Annotated in this window: 17 protein-coding genes; 8 read left to right on the top strand and 9 right to left on the bottom strand. The window is 46.2% G+C overall.

Annotated features, from left to right (window positions below):
• Positions 1-13 precede the first annotated feature (13 nt).
• Entirely contained in the window at positions 14-985 is a 972-nt protein-coding gene (locus tag L5L77_RS19435; RefSeq protein ID WP_105251557.1) for a hypothetical protein, read from the bottom strand.
• A 238-nt stretch (positions 986-1,223) separates the two neighbouring features.
• On the opposite strand from L5L77_RS19435, the gene glnE reads away from it, so the two are divergent.
• Both glnE and L5L77_RS19425 read left to right on the top strand, forming a co-directional pair.
• Complete coding sequence (gene glnE, locus L5L77_RS19430; RefSeq protein ID WP_263192272.1) at positions 1,224-4,079, top strand: bifunctional [glutamate--ammonia ligase]-adenylyl-L-tyrosine phosphorylase/[glutamate--ammonia-ligase] adenylyltransferase; 2,856 nt, start codon at positions 1,224-1,226, stop codon at positions 4,077-4,079.
• A 104-nt stretch (positions 4,080-4,183) separates the two neighbouring features.
• A complete protein-coding gene (locus L5L77_RS19425; protein ID WP_263223347.1) occupies positions 4,184-5,155 on the top strand; it encodes a sensor domain-containing diguanylate cyclase in 972 nt (323 codons plus the stop codon).
• A gap of 76 nt (positions 5,156-5,231) precedes the next feature.
• Here the strand turns inward: L5L77_RS19425 and L5L77_RS19420 are convergent, their stop codons facing one another.
• The gene (locus L5L77_RS19420; protein ID WP_263192276.1) at positions 5,232-6,191 is read right to left on the bottom strand and encodes a sodium-dependent bicarbonate transport family permease; all 960 of its coding nucleotides are present in this window, start codon (positions 6,189-6,191) and stop codon (positions 5,232-5,234) included.
• Between the two features lie 138 nt (positions 6,192-6,329).
• Between L5L77_RS19420 and L5L77_RS19415 the strand changes: the two genes are divergently transcribed.
• Positions 6,330-7,328, top strand: a complete 999-nt coding sequence (locus L5L77_RS19415) for a LysR family transcriptional regulator (protein ID WP_173242949.1) — start codon at positions 6,330-6,332, stop codon at positions 7,326-7,328.
• A 124-nt stretch (positions 7,329-7,452) separates the two neighbouring features.
• On the opposite strand, the gene L5L77_RS19410 is transcribed toward L5L77_RS19415, so the two are convergent.
• From L5L77_RS19410 to zapE, 3 genes are all read right to left on the bottom strand, one after another.
• Positions 7,453-8,604, bottom strand: a complete 1,152-nt coding sequence (locus L5L77_RS19410; protein WP_263192277.1) for a methyl-accepting chemotaxis protein — start codon at positions 8,602-8,604, stop codon at positions 7,453-7,455.
• On the bottom strand, positions 8,601-9,077 hold the full coding sequence (locus L5L77_RS19405) for an MCP four helix bundle domain-containing protein (protein WP_263185863.1): 477 nt from the start codon (positions 9,075-9,077) through the stop codon (positions 8,601-8,603). The genes L5L77_RS19410 and L5L77_RS19405 overlap by 4 nt, the downstream gene beginning before the upstream one ends.
• 586 nt (positions 9,078-9,663) lie before the next feature.
• A complete protein-coding gene (zapE, locus tag L5L77_RS19400) occupies positions 9,664-10,950 on the bottom strand; it encodes a cell division protein ZapE (protein ID WP_263185864.1) in 1,287 nt (428 codons plus the stop codon).
• 281 nt (positions 10,951-11,231) lie between these two features.
• Here zapE and L5L77_RS19395 point away from each other — a divergent pair, with 281 nt between their 5' ends.
• Positions 11,232-12,029: a polymer-forming cytoskeletal protein gene (locus L5L77_RS19395; protein WP_263185895.1), complete on the top strand. Its 798-nt coding sequence runs from the start codon at positions 11,232-11,234 to the stop codon at positions 12,027-12,029.
• A gap of 44 nt (positions 12,030-12,073) precedes the next feature.
• Here the strand turns inward: L5L77_RS19395 and L5L77_RS19390 are convergent, their stop codons facing one another.
• Together L5L77_RS19390 and L5L77_RS19385 are read right to left on the bottom strand one after the other, a co-directional pair.
• Entirely contained in the window at positions 12,074-13,639 is a 1,566-nt protein-coding gene (locus L5L77_RS19390; protein ID WP_263185865.1) for a M16 family metallopeptidase, read from the bottom strand.
• Positions 13,636-15,054 carry a M16 family metallopeptidase gene (locus L5L77_RS19385; RefSeq protein ID WP_263185866.1) on the bottom strand — a complete coding sequence of 473 codons (1,419 nt, stop codon included), beginning with the start codon at positions 15,052-15,054 and terminating at the stop codon, positions 13,636-13,638. Before L5L77_RS19385 ends, L5L77_RS19390 begins: the two co-directional genes overlap by 4 nt.
• 216 nt (positions 15,055-15,270) lie before the next feature.
• Here L5L77_RS19385 and L5L77_RS19380 point away from each other — a divergent pair, with 216 nt between their 5' ends.
• A complete protein-coding gene (locus tag L5L77_RS19380; protein WP_105251567.1) occupies positions 15,271-16,098 on the top strand; it encodes a M14 family metallocarboxypeptidase in 828 nt (275 codons plus the stop codon).
• 92 nt (positions 16,099-16,190) lie between these two features.
• Here L5L77_RS19380 and L5L77_RS19375 read toward each other — a convergent pair whose 3' ends face one another.
• Positions 16,191-17,105: a L,D-transpeptidase family protein gene (locus L5L77_RS19375; RefSeq protein ID WP_105251568.1), complete on the bottom strand. Its 915-nt coding sequence runs from the start codon at positions 17,103-17,105 to the stop codon at positions 16,191-16,193.
• A gap of 885 nt (positions 17,106-17,990) precedes the next feature.
• Here L5L77_RS19375 and L5L77_RS19370 point away from each other — a divergent pair.
• Entirely contained in the window at positions 17,991-19,721 is a 1,731-nt protein-coding gene (locus L5L77_RS19370; RefSeq protein ID WP_105251569.1) for a potassium/proton antiporter, read from the top strand.
• A 90-nt stretch (positions 19,722-19,811) separates the two neighbouring features.
• On the opposite strand, the gene L5L77_RS19365 is transcribed toward L5L77_RS19370, so the two are convergent.
• Positions 19,812-20,738 carry an LpxL/LpxP family Kdo(2)-lipid IV(A) lauroyl/palmitoleoyl acyltransferase gene (locus L5L77_RS19365; protein WP_168822581.1) on the bottom strand — a complete coding sequence of 309 codons (927 nt, stop codon included), beginning with the start codon at positions 20,736-20,738 and terminating at the stop codon, positions 19,812-19,814.
• A gap of 103 nt (positions 20,739-20,841) precedes the next feature.
• Between L5L77_RS19365 and hldE the strand changes: the two genes are divergently transcribed.
• Positions 20,842-22,272: a bifunctional D-glycero-beta-D-manno-heptose-7-phosphate kinase/D-glycero-beta-D-manno-heptose 1-phosphate adenylyltransferase HldE gene (gene hldE, locus L5L77_RS19360; protein WP_028761811.1), complete on the top strand. Its 1,431-nt coding sequence runs from the start codon at positions 20,842-20,844 to the stop codon at positions 22,270-22,272.
• On the top strand, positions 22,269-23,096 hold the full coding sequence (locus L5L77_RS19355; protein WP_168822583.1) for a hypothetical protein: 828 nt from the start codon (positions 22,269-22,271) through the stop codon (positions 23,094-23,096). The genes hldE and L5L77_RS19355 overlap by 4 nt, the downstream gene beginning before the upstream one ends.
• Positions 23,097-23,199 lie beyond the last annotated feature (103 nt).

The following is a 23,199-nucleotide window of genomic DNA, read 5'->3' as shown; positions in this document are numbered from 1 at the left end:
TGGAAATCCTTAGTTACTTGCCCCGGCGCACACTGCGGGTCGTGCGATTGCTGGAATTGCGGAAACTGCTGTCTTTAGCATAGTTAGATCGAAACTTACTGTTCGAACTCTTGCTCGCACTTGTCGTGCTGGCCTTAGGTGCGCTGGTACTTTCACGGGATAACGCCGTGCCACCAGTTCGCGGTTTAGCATAAGGGCTGTCAAAGCGCTTGCCTTGTGAGTCGAAACGTTTTTTCGTTTGTTCGAAGGTCTTATTTTGCGCATCCGCTTGCTTGGGTGAGGTATAGCGATAACGACCTACGTCATTGTAATAGCTATAACCTCGGTTACCCGACCAACGATCGTAGGAAACTGGGCGATTGAAAACATTCGAAAACATCGAATACATGCCATACCAAGCCCAAAACGAAGTGCCGCTTGAGTCGGTTTGCCAGTTGCCGTAAGAGGGATTACCAACTAATTGACTGCCTGGACCAAAATCTTCACCGCCATTGGCTAATGTTGCGGCCTCACGGCTAATCGCATTTACGCGAGCCAGTTTGCCGTCGGACATATCGGCGACCACGTTGACTGGATCAGACAACATATCGTTAAACAGACTGGGATCTGCGGCTTGATAAAGATTTTCTGCTTCGGCCAGCTGTTGATCGAGATCAGCAAAGTTACTCGCCACTTTCGATTCATCTAAACGACGTTTTAGCGAGGTATACATGGGACCTTGGGTACCAGAATCCTTTGCTAATTCATCGAGTAAGGGTGCTAAATCGGGTTTCTGTTGCTTTAGCAGTGTCGTGTATTGTTTTAAGAGATTAGCGTTACGCAACTGGCCGTCATCGATCATCGTCGTGAGCGTAGCGAGACGTTGCTGTGTGAGTTGTTGATACTTCGCGATTTTATCCGGTCTGTCATCGCCACAACCCGTCAGCGATAGCGAAACGGCTAAAAAAAGTATCGATGTGAGAACACGGGTTAGCATTCCTGCCATGTTTTCTCCAAAAGGTAATGAAATAAAACTCAAATACTTGCAGGCAATAATAATCCGCTTGCCCAATATGCCTGCCGCGCAGGTTATAGTACCCTTAAATGCCACAGATAAAAGTGTAAACCTTTATTTGTGTGTTACATCAGGTAGCTGCAAGTCTCGTCGAACATAACATGATGTGGCGTCAATCTATATCATTTACGACATAATATGTCGATAGCTAAATTTGTTAGGGATTATTATGACCATGCAAAAAGACAGTAATAAGTCATTGTCTATTCTTATTAATCAAACCGCTGAACGCAATTGGCTGCGATTAGAGGAAGCATGGTCCGAAGGACTTGCGCAATTAACGCCTGCTCAGCAGCAAGAACTCAAAACGGTTTTGGGACTCAGTGATTATGTGACGGCTCAACTATGCCGACATCCCGAGTGGATCGCTATGCTGTTTGCGGGCGAGTTAAGCCTGATTGATCGTAAAAACTTTGATGTTGATTTACATGAAGAACTGGCTAGCACGACCACTGAGGAGATGGCTAAAACCACCCTGCGACGGTTTCGTAACTATCAAATGGTGCGTTTAGCTTGGCGTGACTTTTTAGACTATGCCAGTTTAGAGGAATCCTTGCTTGATCTGTCGGCGCTCGCCGAAGCGTTAGTGATCTGCGCCCGCGATTGGCTCTATAAAGATATGTGCGCTCAATATGGCACGCCTATGGACAAAGAAGGGAATCCGCAACCGCTACTGATTTTAGGCATGGGTAAGTTAGGCGGCCGCGAGCTTAATTTCTCCTCCGATATCGATTTGATTTTCACGTTTCCTGAGCATGGCGAAACCGTCGGCGGTCGTCGCAGTTTAGACAATCAACAATTCTTTATCCGCATGGGGCAAAGGTTAGTGAACTTGCTCGATCAAGTCACTGTCGATGGTTTCGTGTTCCGCGTGGATATGCGTTTGCGTCCCTACGGTGAAAGTGGCCCCTTGGTGGTGAGTTTTAGCGGTCTTGAGGATTATTACCAAGAACAAGGACGAGACTGGGAGCGTTATGCCATGGTCAAGGCGCGTGCGCTCGGGCCTTGGAACCATTTCTCCGATGAACTACACAGCCTCCTGAGACCCTTTGTGTATCGCCGTTATATCGACTTTTCGGCAATTGAATCCCTGCGGAAAATGAAGCAACTCATCGCGCAAGAAGTGCGGCGCCGTCATTTGACCGACAATATTAAACTCGGTGCAGGCGGTATTCGTGAGGTCGAGTTCGTGGTGCAAAGTTTTCAATTGATCCGTGGCGGCCGTGAGCCTGCGTTGCGTCAGCAGAGTTTATTCGGTGCTATCGATACGCTTTACAGCTTAGGGCAGTTTGAATATTTGGCGGTGGATGAGCTTAAACATAGTTATTTACTGCTGCGCCGGGTTGAGAATCTGCTGCAAGCCATTGACGATAAACAAACTCAAACCTTACCGAATAATCCACTGGATTGGGCGCGATTGTGCCATGTACTCGATATGGCCAATGAGATTGATTTACGCACTCATATTGAAGCGGCAATGAGCAAAATCCATCGTCATTTTAAAGCCACAGTGGGCGGCGAAGAAGGCGAAGAAAAAGCTGAACATTGGACGACGCAGCTGTGGAACATGCAAGACCTTGATGATGGGATCGCGTTGTTGGCCGAACAGCAAATTGATGATGACAAGCTGTGCCCTATGCTCAGCAGTTGGCGCGAAACAGTGACTAAGCGTTCCATTGGTCCACGCGGGCGAGAAACCTTAGATAAATTAATGCCAAGATTATTGGAAGAATTGATTAATCAACAGAGTCCATCGTCAGCTTTTGAGCCCGTGTCTAAGGTGCTGGAGCAGATTTTAACTCGCACCACTTACCTTGAGCTTTTGTGTGAAAACCCCGGCGCGCGGCAGCAGTTGGTGAGCTTGTGTTGCGCCAGTCCTTGGATTGCCGCGCAGTTGGCTAAATTTCCCATGTTGCTCGATGAGCTTATCGATCCGTCGCAGCTCTATGACACGACCTCCATCGACGATTATCCGAGCGAGCTGCGTCAGTACATGATGCGCGTGCCCGAGGATGATATGGAGCAGCAGATGGAAGCGCTGCGACAATTTAAGCTTTCACAACAACTTAAAATCGCCGCCGCCGATGTCACGGGTGTTTTACCCGTGATGCAAGTGAGCGATCACTTAACTTTTTTAGCCGAAGCTATTATCGAACAAGTGGTGATGCAGGCGTGGCAACAGGTTTCAGTGCGCCATGGGGTGCCCGCTCACCTTGAGGGTAGTGACACAGGCTTTGCCGTTGTCGGTTATGGCAAGCTCGGCGGGATAGAGTTGGGTTACGGCTCCGATCTCGATTTAGTCTTCCTGTGTGAAAACAAAGCAGATAACAGCCAGACCAATGGTGAACGGCCGATTGAAGTTGGTCATTTTTACCTCAAACTCGCCCAGCGAATTCTACATTTGTTCTCGACTCGTACCACTTCGGGGGAGTTGTATGAAGTGGATATGCGACTGCGCCCATCAGGCGCCTCCGGTTTGATGGTCAGTGAGATTGAGCGTTTTGGCGAATACCAAGCTAATGAGGCGTGGACTTGGGAGCATCAAGCTTTAGTTCGCTCGCGTTTTGTTTTTGGTGACAATAGCTTAGCGGTTAAATTCAGCCATATTCGCGCTTCAGTATTGGAAAAGCCCCGTGATAAAGCTGAGCTGCAAAAAGCGGTACGTGAGATGCGTCAGAAGATGCGCGATCACTTGCTTAAAGTCAGTGATGGCATGTTTGATTTAAAGCAGAGTCCAGGCGGGATTGCCGATATTGAGTTTATTGCCCAGTACTTAGTGCTGGCTAATGCCCACGAGTATCCAGAGCTAACGATTTGGTCCGACAATGTACGGATTTTTGGTGTGTTAGCTGAGCTTGAACTTTTGCCAATGATGAGTGCCCAGCATTTAACTCAGACCTATTGCTTACTACGGGATGAAAATCATCGACTTACTCTGCAACAAAAGGCGGGGCAGCTACCAGTGTCAGAGGTAGAAGAGCATGCTGAGCGGGTGTTAAACATTTATCGTGCTGTGCTTGAATAGTGCAGTCTTTAAGGGGATTAAGGCTGATACGAATTTCAGCCTTAACACCGCAAGAATACACCATTTAGGCTAGAGTTTAATGAGAGCAGTTAGCTGAGAGTGCCATGCAATTACCTACAATTCCTGAAAACGAGCTGCAACGCTTGGCCACATTACGCGCACTTAATGTGCTCGATACCGATGCCGAGGAACGTTTCGATCGTATTACTCGGCTTACGCGCAGAATTTTCTCCTTGCCCATCTGTGTTGTGACCTTAGTGGATGCCGAACGGCAATGGTTTAAATCACGCCAAGGATTGGAGGTGACTGAAACACCTCGGGAAATTTCATTTTGTGGACATGCGATCAATCATGACGGCATTTTCATCGTGAACGACGCCCTCAAAGATCCCCGCTTTAGTGACAATCCTCTGGTGACTGAGCAGCCGCACATTCGCTTTTACGCCGGCTATCCTCTCACCATTCACGAGCAATATCGGGTGGGTACTTTGTGTTTAATCGGTACTGAACCGCGGGATTTTACGGCTGAAGACATTGAAACCTTAACGGATTTAGGACAAATGGTAGAGGCTGAATTACTCTCTATCGCGCAAAATACCTTAGATCCCTTGACGGCTATTTCGAATCGACGTGGTTTTGAATTACTGGCCCATCAGTCAATGGCGAGTTGTCGACGTACCGAATCTGAGGCGGCCTTAGTTTTCTTCGATCTCGACTTTTTTAAGGAAGTGAATGACAGCTTTGGTCACCTAAAGGGCGATCAGGTGTTATATGATTTTGCCCATATCTTAATGACCGCTTTTAGGGAGTCGGATGTGATCGCAAGGCTTGGCGGCGATGAGTTTGTGGTGCTGCTAAGTTTTGTGCATAGCGATACAGTCAATCGGGTTATCGAGCGTTTTAAGCAGTTACTGGAGCAATATAATCAACAGCATCCTAAGCAACATAGATTGGCGACCAGCATAGGTATCGCCCATTGGACACCGGATTCAGATATGAGCTTAGAGGATCTGTTAGATTCCGCCGATAAAGCTATGTATCAGAATAAAGCTACACATCATAGTGATGCATCTTAAATTGTTTACGCTTATGCCAATGAAAAGGTGGCAATAATGTCTCCCTTTTCATTGGACTTTATTCGGCGAAGAAGTACTAAGCTGTAATGAGCGTTACCCAATGTTGATATAAGGGTAAGCCAATTAGCACGTTAACCGGAAATGTGATCCCGAGTGAGGCTAGCATAGCCAGCCCTATATTGGCTTCGGGGATTGCGGCACGAATGGCAGCTGGCGCTGCGATATAAGATGCGCTGGCACTTAATGCCGCTAACACTAAAATGCTGCCTGAAGGTAAGTCCAGCCAAACACCTACACCAATACCACACCAAGCCAATACAAAGGGCGCTACGGCGGCAAACACTAATAAGCGCCACTGTTTAAGTGGTAGCGGCAAACACACTTTGGCCGTTACTAAGCCCATTTCCAGTAAAAATAATGCCAGTAAAGTTTTGAACCCGCCTAGTAGCACAGGTGTAAGCGGCGCAAGTCCCGTTGGGCCATAAAGCCAACCTATCACCACACCGCCAAGGAGTAAGACAACGCCGCGGCTGGTTAAGGCTTCGTGCAACACGCTTGATTGATTTTCATTTTTGGGTGATGTTTCAATTGCTTTTTTGGCACTTAAGTATCTGTGTAACCAGAGCATTACGACAATAGCAGGTAGTTCCAGCAGCACGAGATACAGGGTCGTTTCTGGCCTTAAGATCAGCCCAGATTTTTCAACCATAGCCATCACCACCGCAAATGTTCCCGCACTGACGGAGCCGTAATGGGCGGCAATACTAATGGCATCGGTATGGCCAATGCGAACCAGCTGGGTTAGTACAGGGTATAAGGCCAAGGGGATAATCAAACCTAAGGCAACAACCGCTAATAGCTCAGTGATCACTAAGTTTTGAGTGTGACCGTGGAGCGCCATTCCGCCCTTTAAACCTAAGGTAAGCATTAACAGTATGGATAGGGTTTCGTAGATCGCGGGTGGGACTTTAAGATCTGATTTCACTAGGCCAGCTAACAGGCCTAAGGCGAAAAAGGCAATGACAATATCGGGCATTGGTATCTCATTAAGTTTGACTTTTAAGCGGTGCAAAACGCGCTTGTTTGTCGGGTGATCCTGATGGCTGGTGATTTTGGACCTAATTGGTTATATTGAAAAATAAATTGTTTACCACCTAGGTATAGATAATTGTCTATGGATAAGCGTTCGTCATCGACTCAGCTTAAATTGCGGCATTTGAGTTTTCGGTTACTGCAGGTGTATGTGCAAGTGGTGCGGTTAGGTAATATTTCCGCAGCGGCGAGGGCATTGCATTTAACTCAACCCACAGTGTCATTACAGCTTAAAAAACTGGCCGATGTGTTGGGCGAGCCATTACTCGAGAGTCGTGATGGCCGCATGTTACCGACCTTGATTGGTAATGAGTTGTACCGCGCAGCCTGCGATACCTTGAGTCGTTTTGAGGATTTCGATGCTTTTATGCAGCAGGCTAAAGGTGGCAGTGTCGGTCACATTAATATCGGTATTGTCACTACCGCAAAATACGTGTTACCACGGATTTTAGGGGCATTTTATCGGCAGTTTCCACAGGTTAAAGTGACCTTAAATATTGGTAACCGTGCCCATGTATTAGGCAGATTTGAACGTCAAGAAGATGATTTATACCTGTTCAGTCATCCTCCAAGTGGCGATAACGTGTTATCTGCACGCATCATCAAAAATCCGCTGCAACTGATTGCACCAAAGGAGCATTGGGCTGTGGGTCGTGAACAAGTGAATTTTAACGAGCTTAAAAATGAGCGTTTTATCGTTCGCGAACCGGGGTCAGCCACCCGCTTAATGTTCGAGTCTTGGTGCAGCGGCCAAGGCATCACGCTCGGTGACACTATGCAAATCGAGAGTAATGAGGCGATACGCTTGAGCGTCGCGTCGGGCTTAGGTTTGTCGGTGATTTCGGCGCATACCTTGCAAGAAGGGCGCGAAAAACCTGCAATTCTAACTGTTACGGGGTTTCCGCTCGAAAGTAACTGGTATCTAGTTGGCCGTAAAGATCGCCGTTTGCCCTATGCCGCCATGCAACTGGTGGACTTTATGGCGGCGCATTTGGTCGAGTGTATCGAGCCAGAATGGGTTGCCACTGATATCAGTGAACTGGCTATGCACTTTAATCATGCACCGCAAACTCGGTCCTAGCACTCTTGAGTCTTGCTTGTATTATGGAATGCTTTATTAAACTAGATCATAGCGTTATGCATTGAGGGTAACGGTTTAACACATCTTGTGCCATTACCCTCTTATTCCATTATAAAGTGATACTCTAGACTTTAAATCGCGTCAGTAGATTGTTCAGTTCAACGGCGAGTCTTGAGAGCTCATGTGCTGAGGCACTGGTTTGCTGTGCCCCCGCAGCACTTTGGCTGGCAAGATCACTAATATTCACAATGTTTTTATCGACCTCACGTGCGACTTTCGCTTGCTCTTCGGCGGCGCTTGCAATGACCATGTTGCTGTTATTCATCGTACTGATTTGGCGATTAATCGTGTTTAATGCATCCCCTGCCAATCTTGCGACTGAGAGTGCCTGTTCAGCCTTTTGGCCGCTGTGCTGCATCGATTGCACAGCCGTTTCGGTGCCGTGCTGGATTTTGTTAATCATGTCTTCAATTTCACGGGTCGAGGACTGAGTGCGATGGGCTAGGGCACGAACTTCATCAGCAACAACCGCAAAACCACGGCCTGTATCGCCCGCTCGCGCCGCTTCAATGGCTGCGTTTAAGGCCAGTAAATTTGTTTGCTCAGCAATGGCGCGGATCACATCGAGAACTTTACCTATATCCCTCGCTTGAATCGCTAAGGTTTGAACAACCTGTGAACTTTGCGTTACATCCTGATTCATGTCGATAATAGCTGCGACAGTCTGATCTACCTGTTTTTTACCTAATTCGGTACTGCGGGCGGTTTCTTCAAAGGCTTCTGAAGCGAGCACCGCCGTATTGGCAACTTCATCTACTGCCGAACTCATTTCGGTAATCGCAGTTGCCGCTTGCTGTATTTCATCATTTTGTTGCTGTATGCCGCGGGAAGCATCTTCAGTGACTGAATTGAGTTCTTCGGCGGCGGAGGCGAGCTGGCTAGAGGAGTTTGCTATATGGGATAAAGTGTCGCGCAGGTTTTGCTGCATTTCAGCTAATGATTGCATCAGTTGACTGGTTTCATCTTTACCCTCTGTGCTGATTTTCTGCGTTAAATCCCCCCTTGCGACTGCTACTGAAATGCCTACAGCTTCCTTCATTGGCTGCACGATACTGCGAGTTAAAAATATTGCCACTACAAATGCAGCGATTAAGGAGCCCACTATCATAATGCTGTTTAGCCATTTACTCTCGTCGTAGGCTTGTGCAGTTATTTGACCTTGTTCCTTTGCATATTCAGTATTCAAGCTGCCAATGCTAATGAGCGTCTTTGTCATTTTTCGGCTTGCACTATCATGACATCATCCATGATCCGTTTAGCTTCGGCTGCATCATTCGCCTGTAGCTTGCTGATCATCTCATCTTGATGCTTTAAATATAGATCAAGGCTGCCACTAAATTCTTGATAAAGCTCCTGCTCACCTGGCAGGCTAATTAAAGGCTCATAGTTTTTTTGATCCGTTTTAATACTCTGGCGGATTTGCCTTAATGTATCGAGTCCTTTGTTAAGTTCTGCTGCCGAATTTGCTAATAACAGGCGAAATGTAAACACCCTAGCGCGCATCACATTGAGGTTGATGCTCGACAGACTGACCAGCGTAGGTAGGGTATTATCTTCAATTTCTTCTGCAGTGGATCGCATGGATGACATCGTCTGTAATGACATGATTCCTTGAAGTAGCAACACAAGAGCAAGTAATCCAAACGCAGCAATTAATCGTGAGCCAATCTTAAATTGTCGTAACCACATAAGTTAATCGTCCCTGTATTTAAAAGAGTTCCGTTTAAGGCTGTTCTTAATATTTTCTAGCGAATATTTCGAACTAAGTTAAGTGTCATGGCGCTTAGTCAGAATCATGAGTCTTTAGTTGATTGCATAAACTATAGATTATATTTTTGAGCTTTTATGTTGCAGGTTGTAAATTTGATCGATTTAAACCTATAGGCTGTAAATTAGAACAATTGAAACTAAGTTACACCGTACCTTAAAACTCAAGGTTAGCAACAGCTAGAAGCAAATTGAACGTAATGAGTCATTTAGTTGTGTGGATTGAATCGATTATGGCAGATGGATTTTCTACTTTATGTATTTGATTTTTAATTATTATAATGTTTTTTCTGTACTAGTTTGTCTATGATTGCAGATTTTCAATTTAGGTACTTATTCATCTTTCTAGGCTTGTATCTGCAAATAGCGTATTTGACTTGTTATATTCTGAATGCATGAATTATCTTGTCACTAATTGTTCCTCGAATTTTTATCGTGATGGCTAACTTCTTGCTTATCAATATTAGGGTTTTGGTCTAACTCAACAGAGCGATAAATCGCTAATGTTTTACGGCCATTCACTTCGACTCATTTCTATTAATCGACTGTAGGTGCGGCGGAATTCAAAACTGAGTGCGCCACCTTGATAGAGTTCATTCAGTGGCACGTCGCAGCTGAGATATAAGCTGACATTTTGATCGTATAACTCATCAATCAAGCTAATAAAGCGCCGTGCTGGGTCGTCGTTGGCCGCATAGGAGAGTTTGCGCTCGCCCGTGGCTGCGGCTTGGTTATCACCTGTACCGTCTTCTGTGCCGCGGGCACGGATCCAGCTTTTCACTTCGCCACCTAATTTGGGAACGCCGCTTACCATTAAGATCTTAAATCGACTGGCGATTTCGATGTAATCGAGTTGGGATCTCGGGCCGTCACATAGGGCATAAAAATCGAACCAAGCGACTGAGTTGCCTGTTGGTGCTATAGCGGCGCGGATCACTGGAATTTCACGGTTGCAGATGGTGAGGCTAGTATTACTCATTCTGCTATCACTAATGCCAATAGCGCTCATATTGGGTGTATTTGGCGTTAACCTATTCACTAGCTTGTCAAAAATCTGCTCAAAATCGAGTGTTCCGGTAATGCCGATATTGCGGGAAATCGAGGCGTTAACTTCAGCGCTATCAATGTCAATCTCGTTGTTTAATGAAGCATTGATGGCGTGCATCCTATGGTCTTGGTTGCCATTGAGATGCAGCATTTGAGTGTGTGTTTGCAGCAGTTGGATGCAAGGTAAAAATCTGTGCCTAGCTAGGCCGTTCTCATATAAGCGCTCAATAGGAATATTTGAGGTGGCGACCAGCACCACACCTTGTTTGAATAGGCATTCAAAGAGCCCTGCGAGTATCATGGCATCGCCAATATCCGAGACAAAAAACTCATCGAAACACAGCACCTTGCACTCTTTTGCGAGATTTTTAGCTATGAGAGTTAACGGATCTCGTTTACCCGAATGCTCGCGTAATGCTTGGTGAATCCGCGCCATAAATCGGTGAAAATGCAGTCTTAACTTACCTTCACTCGGCAAACAATCGAAAAACAAATCCATCAGAAACGTTTTGCCCCTCCCCACATCGCCCCACAGATACAGACCTTTGATTGCTTGTTTGTTGATAAGGGGAAAGTGTGCTGAATGTGGCTGTAGCATCAACTGCTTAAATAGTACATCGAGCGCCAACACCGCCTGTTGCTGCGCGGGATCGTCAATGAGATCTATGCACACCTTGGCGCGATACGCTTCAAGTGGTGTCACGATTGGGGTTATCGATTGCGAGCTAGCGGAGTTTGAATGTGCCATGTCGGGGTCTCGTTGGCGGTTTGTTTTCGGTGTTTGCTGCTAGTGTGTTCTTTAGCTTTGTTTTAGTGCGATATCAACACTCACCTTTTTGAGGCATCCTGTTACTCATATTCAGGTACTCGGGAGCCATATGGCAAGATGCGCAGGGTAACATAGTCGCTGGCGTGACTTAAGTCCCGCTCTGGAGCTTAGGTCAAATACTAAGCGAAACCAGTGCTTTATTCTCGAGGACTTTTACCATAACATCTTTGTCACAAAAATAATGATATGGAATGAATCCTATGGCGAGTAAGGGCAATGGCATTACGGTTATCAGTGCACAAACCTTGATTGAGGGCGACATTCAGTTAGAGAGCGCGGCATTCATTGCGGGTAAATTGCAGGGCAAGGTTAGATCAGCAGGACAAATTAAGATCGAACTTGGCGGCGAAATCTCTGGTGAAGTCAGTTGTAATGAGCTACGTGTTTGTGGCGTATTTCGCGGAAGAGTCTGTTGTAATAAGTTGATTATTAACAGTTCTGGTGTGGTTGACGGTGAAGTCGCCAGTCATCAGATGGAGATTTACGAAGGTGGGCAGTTTATTGGTCAGCGCATTAAAGGTCCTGAACTCGATGCCTTGCCGGACATGCTACAAGCACTCGCGCCAATAGCTCAACGCTCGGATGCGCATTTATATGCCAGTGAAAGCACTTTGCTAAGAGGTGATCATCTGGCGATTCGCCCTTGGCTGTATGTTGCAGTGGCAACTGTCGTCATAGCGTTAGGTTTTAGTTTTGGGCCCGAGCAATTGCGTGAGTGGTTACCGAATCTTAGTAACAGCCCGCTGAAAACTGAGGCGTCTCCGGCAATCGAGGGGCTTAAGGCAGTAAATGGTATGGCTCCTGATCAACCTGCTACGCTAAATAGCGCGAATGCTGACAATATGGCGGTATTACCGGCAGATGATCCTGATCCGCAGATCATGCAGCAGGATTCGGCGATGGAAGATTTACAACAAATGGAACAAGGCCATGAACAGATGACGCTGGGTGATAATGGCGCACCGCCAGCCAGCGACAGTGCGACCAATAAGCTCTAATCTGTCGATCGCGCATTTGAATCTTTTAGAAGGATTATTTGGCTTTAGTTGTCAGTTAGGCCAACCTTGACCCTTTCAAACTGCCACTCTGGTAGCTTGGTTTTTAAGTCAGGAAGAATTCGATCAACATCGCCCCGCAAAATAATCAATGGATTACCACTAAAAGCCGCGTTTGCTAACTGTTGTAGCCTTTCGGGTGTTAGAGCCTGTAATCCTGCATTTAGCTGCTGAACTTCAATTTGAGTTAATCCTGTCGCAACTTGGTGGATATATTGGTTTTCACGTTGAATGCTGTTGTCTTGGCTGAGCAAATCTTCACCGATCAAATAGGTTTTAAGTGCATCGATTTCACCTTGGCTAGCACCTTGCGTCTTAACGAGTGTTAGGTGATCGAGTATGCCCACCACAAACGCGCCCGTATTTTCTATGGCTGTACTGCCATAAAACTTGATACTGCTGGACAGCGGTGCATTGGCGCACTGGCCATAAATGCCATAGGTGAGGCCGCGTTTTTCCCGTAAATCATAGTAGAGTCTGCCCGAAAAACTGCGGCCCATGAGTGCGGATAAACTGCGACAGCTTAAGGCGACTTCCTGTGGGTTCAGTTGCTGCTGAGTTGATGCATCACTTAGGACATGATCTATGGCATAACCTAGGCGGACTTGGGTTTGCACGCTGCCCGGCGCATCAATAAGGTAAATCCGCTTGATTTGCTGAGGCTTTACTGTCTCTGGTTTATCCGCTTTCGGCACTGAATTAGGCAATAATGGCCACAGTTTAAGGCTAGCTTGAAGGTCAAATTTAGCGTTATTTGCCAAAGAGTTGGGTAGAAAAAGATGCCACTGTGCTTGTGTTACCGCCTGCTGTTGGATTTGTTGTAGTTGCCTTAGGCTGAGTGAATCGAACAATGCATTATTATTGATCACTCTATTGTAGGGATGTTCTGGGCCGAGCAGTTTATCGCGCCACACTTTATCTATCTCGGCGCCACTAAAGGCGTTTAAGTGTTTATTGAGCTTGAGTTGACGGCGAATATTGTCGACATCGACGGGGGCGGTTGTCGCATCAACAAAGGCATCTGGCTGCCAAAATTGCAGTAGTAAGCCGTAGATATGGTTAACATCGTCGGGGCAAGTGAGGCTTAAATTAATGCTGTGCAAGCTGACACGCATATTGAAAGTCTCAAGACAGGGATCTGCGCGGCTAATGGCAAGTGCGCGGGCCTTTTCTTGAAAGGTAATCTGTAAAATATCAGGATTATTGAAGGGAACTTGCGGGCTCACTGCCGCTAAACTGACCCTGTTGCTCACACTGCTATTAATTTGAAGTGAGGCAAGGCGATGTAACTGATAGGGTAAATCCAATTCGGTATGGACTTCATCGGTAAAAATTTCATCCGTTACGGGGATAATGACGCTGCTTTTGGGTAAATGATTGTTCAAAGAGCTAGGCAAAGAATGGGCTAAAGAGTTTGGCGTTTCAAAATGGGCCAAACTCGGCGGTTCGCTCGGCGTGAAGACGATTTGCGTCTGCTGGCAGGCGTTTAGTGATAAAGCCACAGCGCAGAACATTAAGCCTTGTAGCTGCTTTGACATTGTCTGAGTCGTCATAATACCGCATCCTCTAAACTGTCACTCATATCGTTAGGCAGCCATTCCAGTAGCGTTTTACCCCAGCGAATATACCAAGGTGGCAGTAGGTCGACTCGGACATAATCTTGGTTGAAATACCGTTTTGCGACGCTTTGGATATCGTCGGCCGTGACTGCGTTGATCCGTTGCCACTGCGCGGTAAAGGGATGGTCTTTATCTTGAGGCGACGTTGCGGAAAGCTTGATGGCTAAGGCCTGTGTGTCATCCAGTTGTTGTAATTGATTGTTTAACCACACTTGTTTAAGTGTGCAAAGACTTGCTTCATCCAGAGCATCTTGCTGCGTTTGTGCCACAAGTCCCAATACTTTTTGCACTAAGGCATCGAGTGAGGTCCGTGCCCGTGGAACCAAGACGATATTCGCTATGCCGTGATTTTCTAACTCAAAGGGCAGGGAGTAGCTGAGCATTTGTTCGGGATTATGCAGACTGAGTTTAGCGAGTGCACTGGCGGTGTTTTGAAATAAATAGCCTTCTAGCAGCCGAATTGCCGCAGCATCGGGGTGATCTTTACCTACGGTATGCCAAGCGAGCAGTAATCCGGGCCAAGGTCCGCGCTCATCAACTAACTCAGCATGTACTTGTTTAGGCTGGATTGTTAACTCAGAAAATTCAGGTTCAGCAATCGTTGGCCTAGACCAAGCCGCAAAATTTTGCTCAATCCATTGTCGGGTTTGTGGGCTTAGTTTGCCGACAAGGGAAAGCTGCATCGCATCGGGACGATAATAAGCACGGTGAAAGGCTGTTAGGTTTTCTGGTGTGGCTTGCAAGATATCTTCGCGACTGCCAATAATACCGTGACCGTAGGGAGTGCCTTTTACTTGCTCGAGTAAAAACGCCATCGCGCTGCGGATATAGGGCTGATTATCTATGGTTTGTGCCATTTCCTGCAGTACGGTTTCCTGCTGATTTTTAACCGTAGTGGCGTTAAGGCTAGGGCGGATAAAGCGATCGGCTTCAAGATATAAGCCCAGTTCTAATGCTTGGTTTGGCAGCGTCACATAGTAGTTGGTGTAGTCAAAATGCGTGCTGGCATTAAAACGTGCACCTAAAGCACTGAACTGCTGAGCATAGGTATCGCCGGGGGCATTTTCACTCCCTTTAAACAACATGTGCTCAAACAGATGGGCATAACCACTCTGACCTTGGGTTTCATTGCGGGCGCCCAAATTAAATTGGCTGGCGACTGTGACTGTTTGTTTATCTGCCATGGGCAGTAATCGCACTGTCAGGCCATTTTGTAGCGTATAGGTCTCTATATTCGCTTCGAGCGCATATAAGGCTTGTGCATCTTGCTCGGCGCGACATTGGGCCTGTAGCGTATGACTGAAAACACTGGCCGAAAGGGCGATAAAAAAGGTGATTTGAGTTTTCATAAGTGCGTCCTGCCGAGCTTATTTTTTAATTTGTCAAATGTCTTACTCAAGCTGGATACCATTAACGACAGGCAATTGATACATTCGCAGGTATCGATACAGATTGCACCACTGTCGACGACTGCTCGGATTTCATCGAAATCAGTTGAATAGCATTCAGTTTTTGAAAAGAACTGCTATGATGGCACAGTTCTTTTTCTGGCATAAGTACAAGATATGGTAAGCAGATCTCCGTTCGAATCCTTTCAGTGGAAAAGCGATATTTTTAACTGTGAAAGCACTGATATTGATAATTTCTATCTGCTGCTTGAGCAGGAAATGACCCGTTTGGGCATGGTTGAGAAAACATTGGGTGAAGTGGGTAAATACGATGTTAGCTTGTATCAGTCACCGGCCGCTAAGTCAGGCTTACCTTCTTTATTGATCAGCACAGGATTTCATGGCGAAGAATCTGCAGGCCCATGGGGTTTGTTGCATTTTTTGAGTGAAGCTTCAGCAGACCTATTTGAACGGGTGAACTTGAGTTTATTGCCTCTCGTCAATCCTACTGGATTCAGTCGTGGTCATAGATTTAATAAATACGGCGAAAACCCAAATCGTGGTTTTGTATTTGAGAACGGTAAACCTAAAGCGAATGAACATACATCGGTTGAAGGTAAGCTATTGTTAGAGCACGCACAGTTACTGCTTGCTGCGAGTCGAGACGGTATTTTAACTTGCCATGAAGATGTCTTGAGTCGTGAAGCCTATGTGTATTCTTTTGAGCCAAGCCAAGTGCCAGGACGTTTTAGTCTCGATCTACGCGATACTTTAGGTGGTTATTTCCCGATTGCGGTAGACGGTGAGATTGATGGGTGTCCTGTTAAGGATGGTTTGATCTTCAATCATTTTGATACGTCTTTTGAAGCTTGTTTAGTACGAAGTGGTGCTCGTGTCGGTGCTTGTACTGAAACGCCTGCGTTGCAAAACTTCGATCAACGCGTATTAGCAAACAGTGCCGCTATGACTCACTTCTTGGCCCTGTGTGCACCTTTATGTGATTGATATTTTAGTCTATTACGTTAGTGAATAGCCTGACATGACAAAAAAATACCCGCAGATTGCGGGTATTTTTTTAGGTGATATTCGCCAGTGAATTATTGATTAATTCGCATTGGCACACCAGTACGTTCATCGAGTAGCTTCTTGATCACAGAAGAATCAGTGTCAGCTTTAGCGATAAACTTAGCGATCTCTTTTGGCAGTGATATCGCAACGGGCTCATTTGATTCAAACTCCGCCACAGTGCGAGACAATGGTTGATGCACGGCTAAGTAGCGTTTACCGTCTGGCTCTTCGGTTGCTTTAATCGGCTGGTTCACAAATTGTACTCGGGTTCCCACTGGTACAGTCTTGAATAGATGCTCGATATCTTCATGGCGTAAACGCACACAACCTTGACTGACACGCAAACCAATACCGAAACTCGCGTTAGTACCGTGAATCGCATACAAGTTGCCGATATACAGCGCATACAGTCCCATAGGGTTATCTGGACCGGCTGGCCATACCGCAGGCAGGATTTCACCTTTAGCAGCATATTCTTTACGAATGCGCGGTGTGGGTGTCCAAGTTGGATTCGCACGCTTGCGTTGTACAGTGGTCACCCAGTTTTCTGGTGTGTCTTTACCAATTTGGCCAATACCAATAGGCAACACTTCAACAGTCTTTTTGCCTTTTGGATAGTAATATAAACGCATTTCAGCCACGTTGATCACTATGCCTTCACGGGGAGCGTTTGGCAGGATCAATTGCAATGGAATGATCAGTTGGCTACCTGGTTTTGGCAGAAATGGATCCACACCTGGGTTAGCTTCGAGTAGGTTACTGAGACCAAGCTGGTATTTGGCTGCGATATCTTCGAGAGTGTGTTTACCCTCTGGAACCGTATAATACTGGTTCTCGCCAATTAGCCTGCTTTGGGCGGCTGGTAAAGGATATTCCGTTGCTAAAGCGGACAGACTAGGGAAAACCAAAGTCAATAATAAAGCTGTGGTGCGAAGCATACTCATAAGCGGATACTACGATTCCTGTTAATAAAAAAGCGTGTTTAACGCAGCTTTCTCTCTTAAAACGAGAGCGGCAATTTGACGAGCAAAATGCACTGGCGCGCGAAGCTCGCATCCTTCCTTATTTTGGACATTATTTCAACTGAAATATGATCAGTACGGCGTATTTATCGCTTAATTTTTTGTTTTAACGGTTTTCCTTGGCGGCGTCAATTGTCAGTATTTAGTCTTGTCGTTAAAACCTGCTGTACTCAATTGTCTTGTGTATGTCTTCCTGCTTGATGAAAAATATTTGCAGTGTTAACCAATCTAAAACGTGTCTGTTTGAATGGCGAGCATGTATGGCGTTACTGGAACTGAATTGATTTGTTTTGGAAAACAGTGTGTGGTCCTTTTCTCACAAGGCTATTGCTCATCGGATAAAGTGAGTTTAAATCATCTCATTGGCAAATAAATGGAGTTAAAACAATTAGCTTAAGGATAATGTTCAAATATTCACCCTTTACACGACATTATTTTATCTGACACTAAATTGGTCATGATACCGTTAGTTTATACAGGTTTGTGAGCTGAGTTTTGCTTGAATGATTTGAGTTTACGTTCAGTTTGTTATTTTTAACTATTTGATATTTATTTCTTTTAATTCTTATTAAGTCGTGTGGAGATGTTCTGCTATCCTTTAGGTTTTACGTTAGCCTTTATCTAAAGGTTAATAGAAAGTTGTTTTTATGACATTTTTTATGTAGATGATTGAAATTTAATATTTAACGCTCCAATAATTCGATATTTTTGTGCTAATATAAAATCATAAAATTGTGAGTTGAGTCATTTTTAACCTCGGTGATTTGTCTATCGTTTAACTAAACAACCTGTATTAAGGAGGCGTTTGTGGATGCAGATTCCATCAATAGTTTTTTTCTGATTGGCGCCTTGCTTACAGCAGTGAGTGTTTTACTGAGTCCTATGTCTTCCCGTTTGGGCATCCCTATTTTATTGATTTTCCTCGCTGTGGGTATTTTGGCTGGCGAAGATGGACTTGGTGGAATCCAGTTTGATGATTATTCAACTTCCTATTTAGTCAGTAACTTAGCCTTAGCGATTATTTTACTCGATGGCGGTATGCGCACCCGCGTTGCTAGTTTTAGGGTGGCGCTATGGCCTGCATTATCGTTGGCGACCTTTGGCGTTGCCATTACGACCAGTATCACCGGCATGATGGCCGCATGGTTGTTCGACTTGCATTGGTTGCAAGGTTTGCTGGTGGGCGCGATTGTGGGCTCGACCGATGCCGCTGCGGTATTTTCCCTGCTTAAAGGGCGTAGCCTTAACGAGCGGGTTGGTGCGACCTTAGAAATTGAGTCCGGCAGTAACGATCCCATGGCGGTATTCTTAACCGTAACCTTGATTGCCATTCTTGCCAATGTCGACAGTGAGTTGTCCTTCAGCTTTATGCTTATTAGCTTTATTAAGCAATTTGGTCTGGGGATCTGTTTAGGTTTAGGCGGCGGCTGGATGCTGTGGAAGCTCGTCAATTTAAGCAAGTTAGCTGATGGTCTGTACTCTATTTTAGTTTTAAGCGGTGGTCTGATTATTTATGCTGCGTCCAACAAACTGGGTGGTAGTGGTATTCTGTCGATTTACTTAGTGGGTCTGTTCCTCGGCAATAAGCCAACCCGTGGCCGTCATGCGATTTTGAACGTACTGGATGGTATGACTTGGGTCAGTCAAATCGGCATGTTCCTCGTATTAGGGTTATTGCTTACCCCTTCAGATTTAGTCGATATCATGATCCCAGGTTTTGCTCTGGCATTCGGAATGATTTTATTTGCTCGCCCTGTCGCCGTATGGATCAGTCTATTGCCATTTAAGAGCTTTAGCAGTCGCGACCGCTGGTTTATTTCTTGGGTGGGGTTACGCGGCGCTGTGCCTATCATCTTAGCAGTATTCCCTATGATGGCGGGCTTACCGGGTGCTCAGTTGTACTTCAACTTAGCCTTCTTCGTTGTATTAGTGTCGTTGCTGGTTCAAGGTGCATCTTTGACCACAGCAGCGCGTTTAGCTAAGGTGGAACTGCCCCCAAAGCCGTTACCCGTTTCGCGCTCGGGAGTTGAAATTTACCCGAGCAGCGAATGGGAAGTGTTTGTCTATCGTTTGAGTGAAAGTAAGTGGTGTATTGGTGAGCCGCTAAAGCGCTTAGCTATGCCAGATGGGACACGGATTGCGGCGGTATTTAGGGATGACACTTTACTGCATCCATCGGGTAGCACTCGCCTCGAAGCGGGCGATATACTCTGTGTGCTGGGTCAGGAGAAAAGTTTAGAAGCCTTGAGTAACCTCTTTAGCCAAGCGCCAGAAAATAAAGAAGTACAACGATTCTTCGGTGATTTCTTTATTGAAACAGACGTTAAGCTTGCGGATCTCGCGCCTATTTATGGTTTGAGTTTAGATAATCTCGCTGATGATATGACAGTCGCAGACCTTGTGGTATCTCAGCTTGGCGCCAATCCTGTACTTGGGGATCAATTCCACTGGCAGTCTTTGCATTGGGTGGTGGCGGGGTTATATGAAGGCAAAGTCACTAACGTAGGTATTCGTTTACCGACTGAGAATGCGCTCTAATCTTATGTGCTAGATGGCCCTTACTATCGAAAGTTACTATAAAAATGCCAGCTTATTTGCTGGCATTTTTGTATTCAAAAACTGGATGAGTTACTGATATAAAGATTTGTCTGTTGGGTCGGGACGGGTTTTAAAGCGGCGATGCAACCACATATATTGGGCGCGGTTTTTATCTATGATGGATTCGATAATCTTGTTACCGCGAATGGCATCGGCTAATTCATCTTCGCCGGGGAAATTATCCAGCGGTGGCATCACTTCAATTCGATAGCCTTTATCATCTGTAGTACGTTCCACAAAAAAAGGTAGGACTTTGGCTTTGCCGAGTTTAGCTAACGTGGTGGCACCGGTAATCGTTGCCGCATCTGGCATGGCATAAAATGGGATAAATACCGCACTGGAACGGCCAAAGTCTTGATCGGCCGTGTACCAAATCACATCGGGATTGCGTAGGCAGCGTATCATTTGGCGCAAGTCGCGTTTAGAAACAAGACCTTTATTCGAGCGTAAACGGCCTTTGACCTGCAGGTATTCCATCACAGGATTATTGTGTGGGCGATAAACCCCCACGCCGGGTTGGAATTGGCCGAAGATACGTGCGCCCATTTCCAGCGGTAAACAATGCACGGCAAAGAGGATAACTCCGTGGCCAGCATTTAACGTGTCTTGTACGTGTTCTTCGCCTTTGATACTCATGTGCTGCTGCACTTTTTCATCGGGCCACCACCATGCATTGATGGTATCGAAAATGGCTTTGCCCGTTTCTTCAAAGTTACGCGTGAGTAAATCTTCTCGCTGTGCTTCCGTCATTTCAGGGAAACAGAGGGTCAAGTTACGGCGCGCTGTGTGGGTGCGGCCAGCTGCGAATTTCATCACTAAGCGACCCAATCCCTTACCCAGCGTCATCTGCCAAGGAAGCGGTAGAAGTTGAGTTAAACGCATCAAAAATACGCCAAACCACATGGGCCAATGCTTAGGATGATATAAAGAAGATGAAAACTCGGCTTTCTCGACCACAAAAATACTCACTACTTTTGAAAATTACTGCTCATTCTAACTCAATTTTTGCTGAAAATTAGGTACAATCACGGTTTAATTTCTGCATAAAGATAAGAGCACTATGAAGGTTTCTCTGCCAGCATTTGAAAAAGCCAGAGTGTTAGTCGTCGGCGATGTGATGTTAGACCGCTATTGGGTTGGCCCTACGGGACGTATCTCCCCTGAAGCCCCCGTACCTGTGGTGAAGATTAATCAAGTCGAAGACAGACCCGGCGGCGCGGCCAACGTGGCGCTCAATATCGCGACCTTAGGAGGGCAAGTCCAACTTGCCGGGCTCGTCGGCCAAGATGATACTGCCCATGCCCTAACGCTCGGTGTGCAAACTTTAGGGGTTGAACCCCAATGGTTAAGTATTGCTGATAAACCAACCATCACTAAGTTGCGGGTGTTATCACGAAATCAGCAGCTTATCCGCCTCGATTTCGAAGAAGCCTTCGACAAGGCCGATAGCGTGCGTTTATTGAAACAATCCGAGGCCTTACTCGATTCTGTCGATGTTGTGGTGTTGTCCGACTATGCAAAGGGCGCTATCGATCAGCCGCGAGATTTTATTGCATTAGCGCGTTCGAAAGGTGTGATGGTATTAGTCGATCCTAAGGGCAGTGACTTTGGTCGTTATCATGGCGCGTCGCTAATTACCCCAAATATGAGCGAGTTTGAAGCAGTTGTTGGCACTGTGACCTCTGAAGCCGACCTGCTGGAAAAAGCCCGTGGCTTACTCAAGCAACATCATTTTGATGCCATTTTAGTCACCCGCTCTGAAAAGGGCATGACCTTAGTGACCGCTAATGCGCCTGAGTTGCACATTCCTACCGTTGCCCGTGAAGTCTATGATGTGACGGGTGCTGGCGATACTGTGATTTCAGCCTTAGCAACCTCATTAGCCGCGGGCGCCGATTTACCGCAGGCTTGCGCAATTGCGAACACCGCCGCTGGCGTTGTGGTAGGTAAACTTGGCACTTCTACCGTGAGCCGCATTGAGCTTATTGAAGCCCTAGCTTTGCACCATGGAGAATCGGGTTTTGGGGTGGTGAGTGAAGATCAACTGGCCTACGCCTTAGAGCAAGCCAAACTACGCGGTGAACGTGTGGTGATGACTAATGGTTGCTTTGATATTTTACATGCGGGCCACGTGAGCTATCTTAAACAGGCGAAAGCTTTGGGCGATCGTTTGATCGTCGCGGTAAATGATGATGCCTCGGTTAAACGCCTCAAGGGTGAAGGCCGTCCAGTTAATCAGGTTGATCGTCGTATGGCTGTGCTCGCTGGCTTAGCTTCTGTCGATTGGGTTGTGCCTTTTAGTGAAGATACGCCGCAGCGCATCATTACTCGATTGCTGCCAAATCTACTGGTTAAAGGCGGCGACTATAAGCTTGAAGATATCGCGGGTGGCGCTGAAGTGATTGCCGCAGGTGGCCAAGTGCAAGTGCTGGGCTTTGAGGATGGCATATCAACGACAGCGATTATACAAAATATCATGGCGAATCAGTGAGCTTAGTCGCTCTGGCATTCGCATCTAGCCTGACTTGGACGCCCATTGCCGATAAGCAGGCTTTGATTTGCCCTTTACCAGAGCTTGGCACTTGCTTGGCATTATTGCCAGAGCAAGTGTTGGCGCAGCTTCCTGCAACACTCGAACAATTTAGGCTTGATTTAGGCCGCAGAAGTGCCATGGTCATACCCGTCGATGACAATAAGATTGCGGGCCTAGTCTTAGTGAATGAGCAGCGGACACCGCAAGTACAGTTAGCCAGTGTCGATATGGTGACCTACCAATTACCTTTGCTTGAACAGCCGCAATTAACCCTATGGCATGAGCTCGGTCATTTGGAGAACCTTGCTCTGCAAGGCTCTGTGTTACCGACTCACTTGAGTGCATATCAACATGAATGGCTAGCTGACATTTATTTGGTTTGGCGTATCGCACGGGAGAAAAATGATTTTGCCTTGGCGTGGCAGCAATACCACAGACGCAATCTTGATGCATTAACAAGCCCGCAATACTTGTCGCATTGGAGTTCGCCAATGTTGATACAAGTGTTGCATCGATACGATGTTGCTCAAGTGGCTAAATTTGCCGAATATCGGGACTTTTTAACGAATTTTTACCCTAAAGCCGAGCAATTAGAGCCGAGATTATTAGGTGAGTATTCGAGCTTAATGCAACGCACTTTTGGCGCGAGTGTATTGCAACCCCTTCCTGAATATCTATTTTGGCGAAAAGCTGATCTTGGACACTATCTCCAACCGACGTTCGTTTTACTCATGGGCGAAGAAAAAGCACATAACTGGTTGGTACAAAATTCAATGTTATGAATGTGTTAATTAAATCGGTGGTGAAGCCTGTTTTAAACTGAACCCTAGCTGAACAAAAGTGAAATACGCTGGTTACGGCCCAGTGAACAGCAGTAATCCCTGA

This window comes from Shewanella sp. SM29 (genome assembly GCF_025654245.1).
Taxonomy (GTDB): Bacteria; Pseudomonadota; Gammaproteobacteria; order Enterobacterales; family Shewanellaceae; genus Shewanella; species Shewanella oncorhynchi.
The sequence above is the reverse complement of the archived record's forward strand: the minus strand, read 5'-3'. Positions and strand labels throughout refer to the sequence as shown.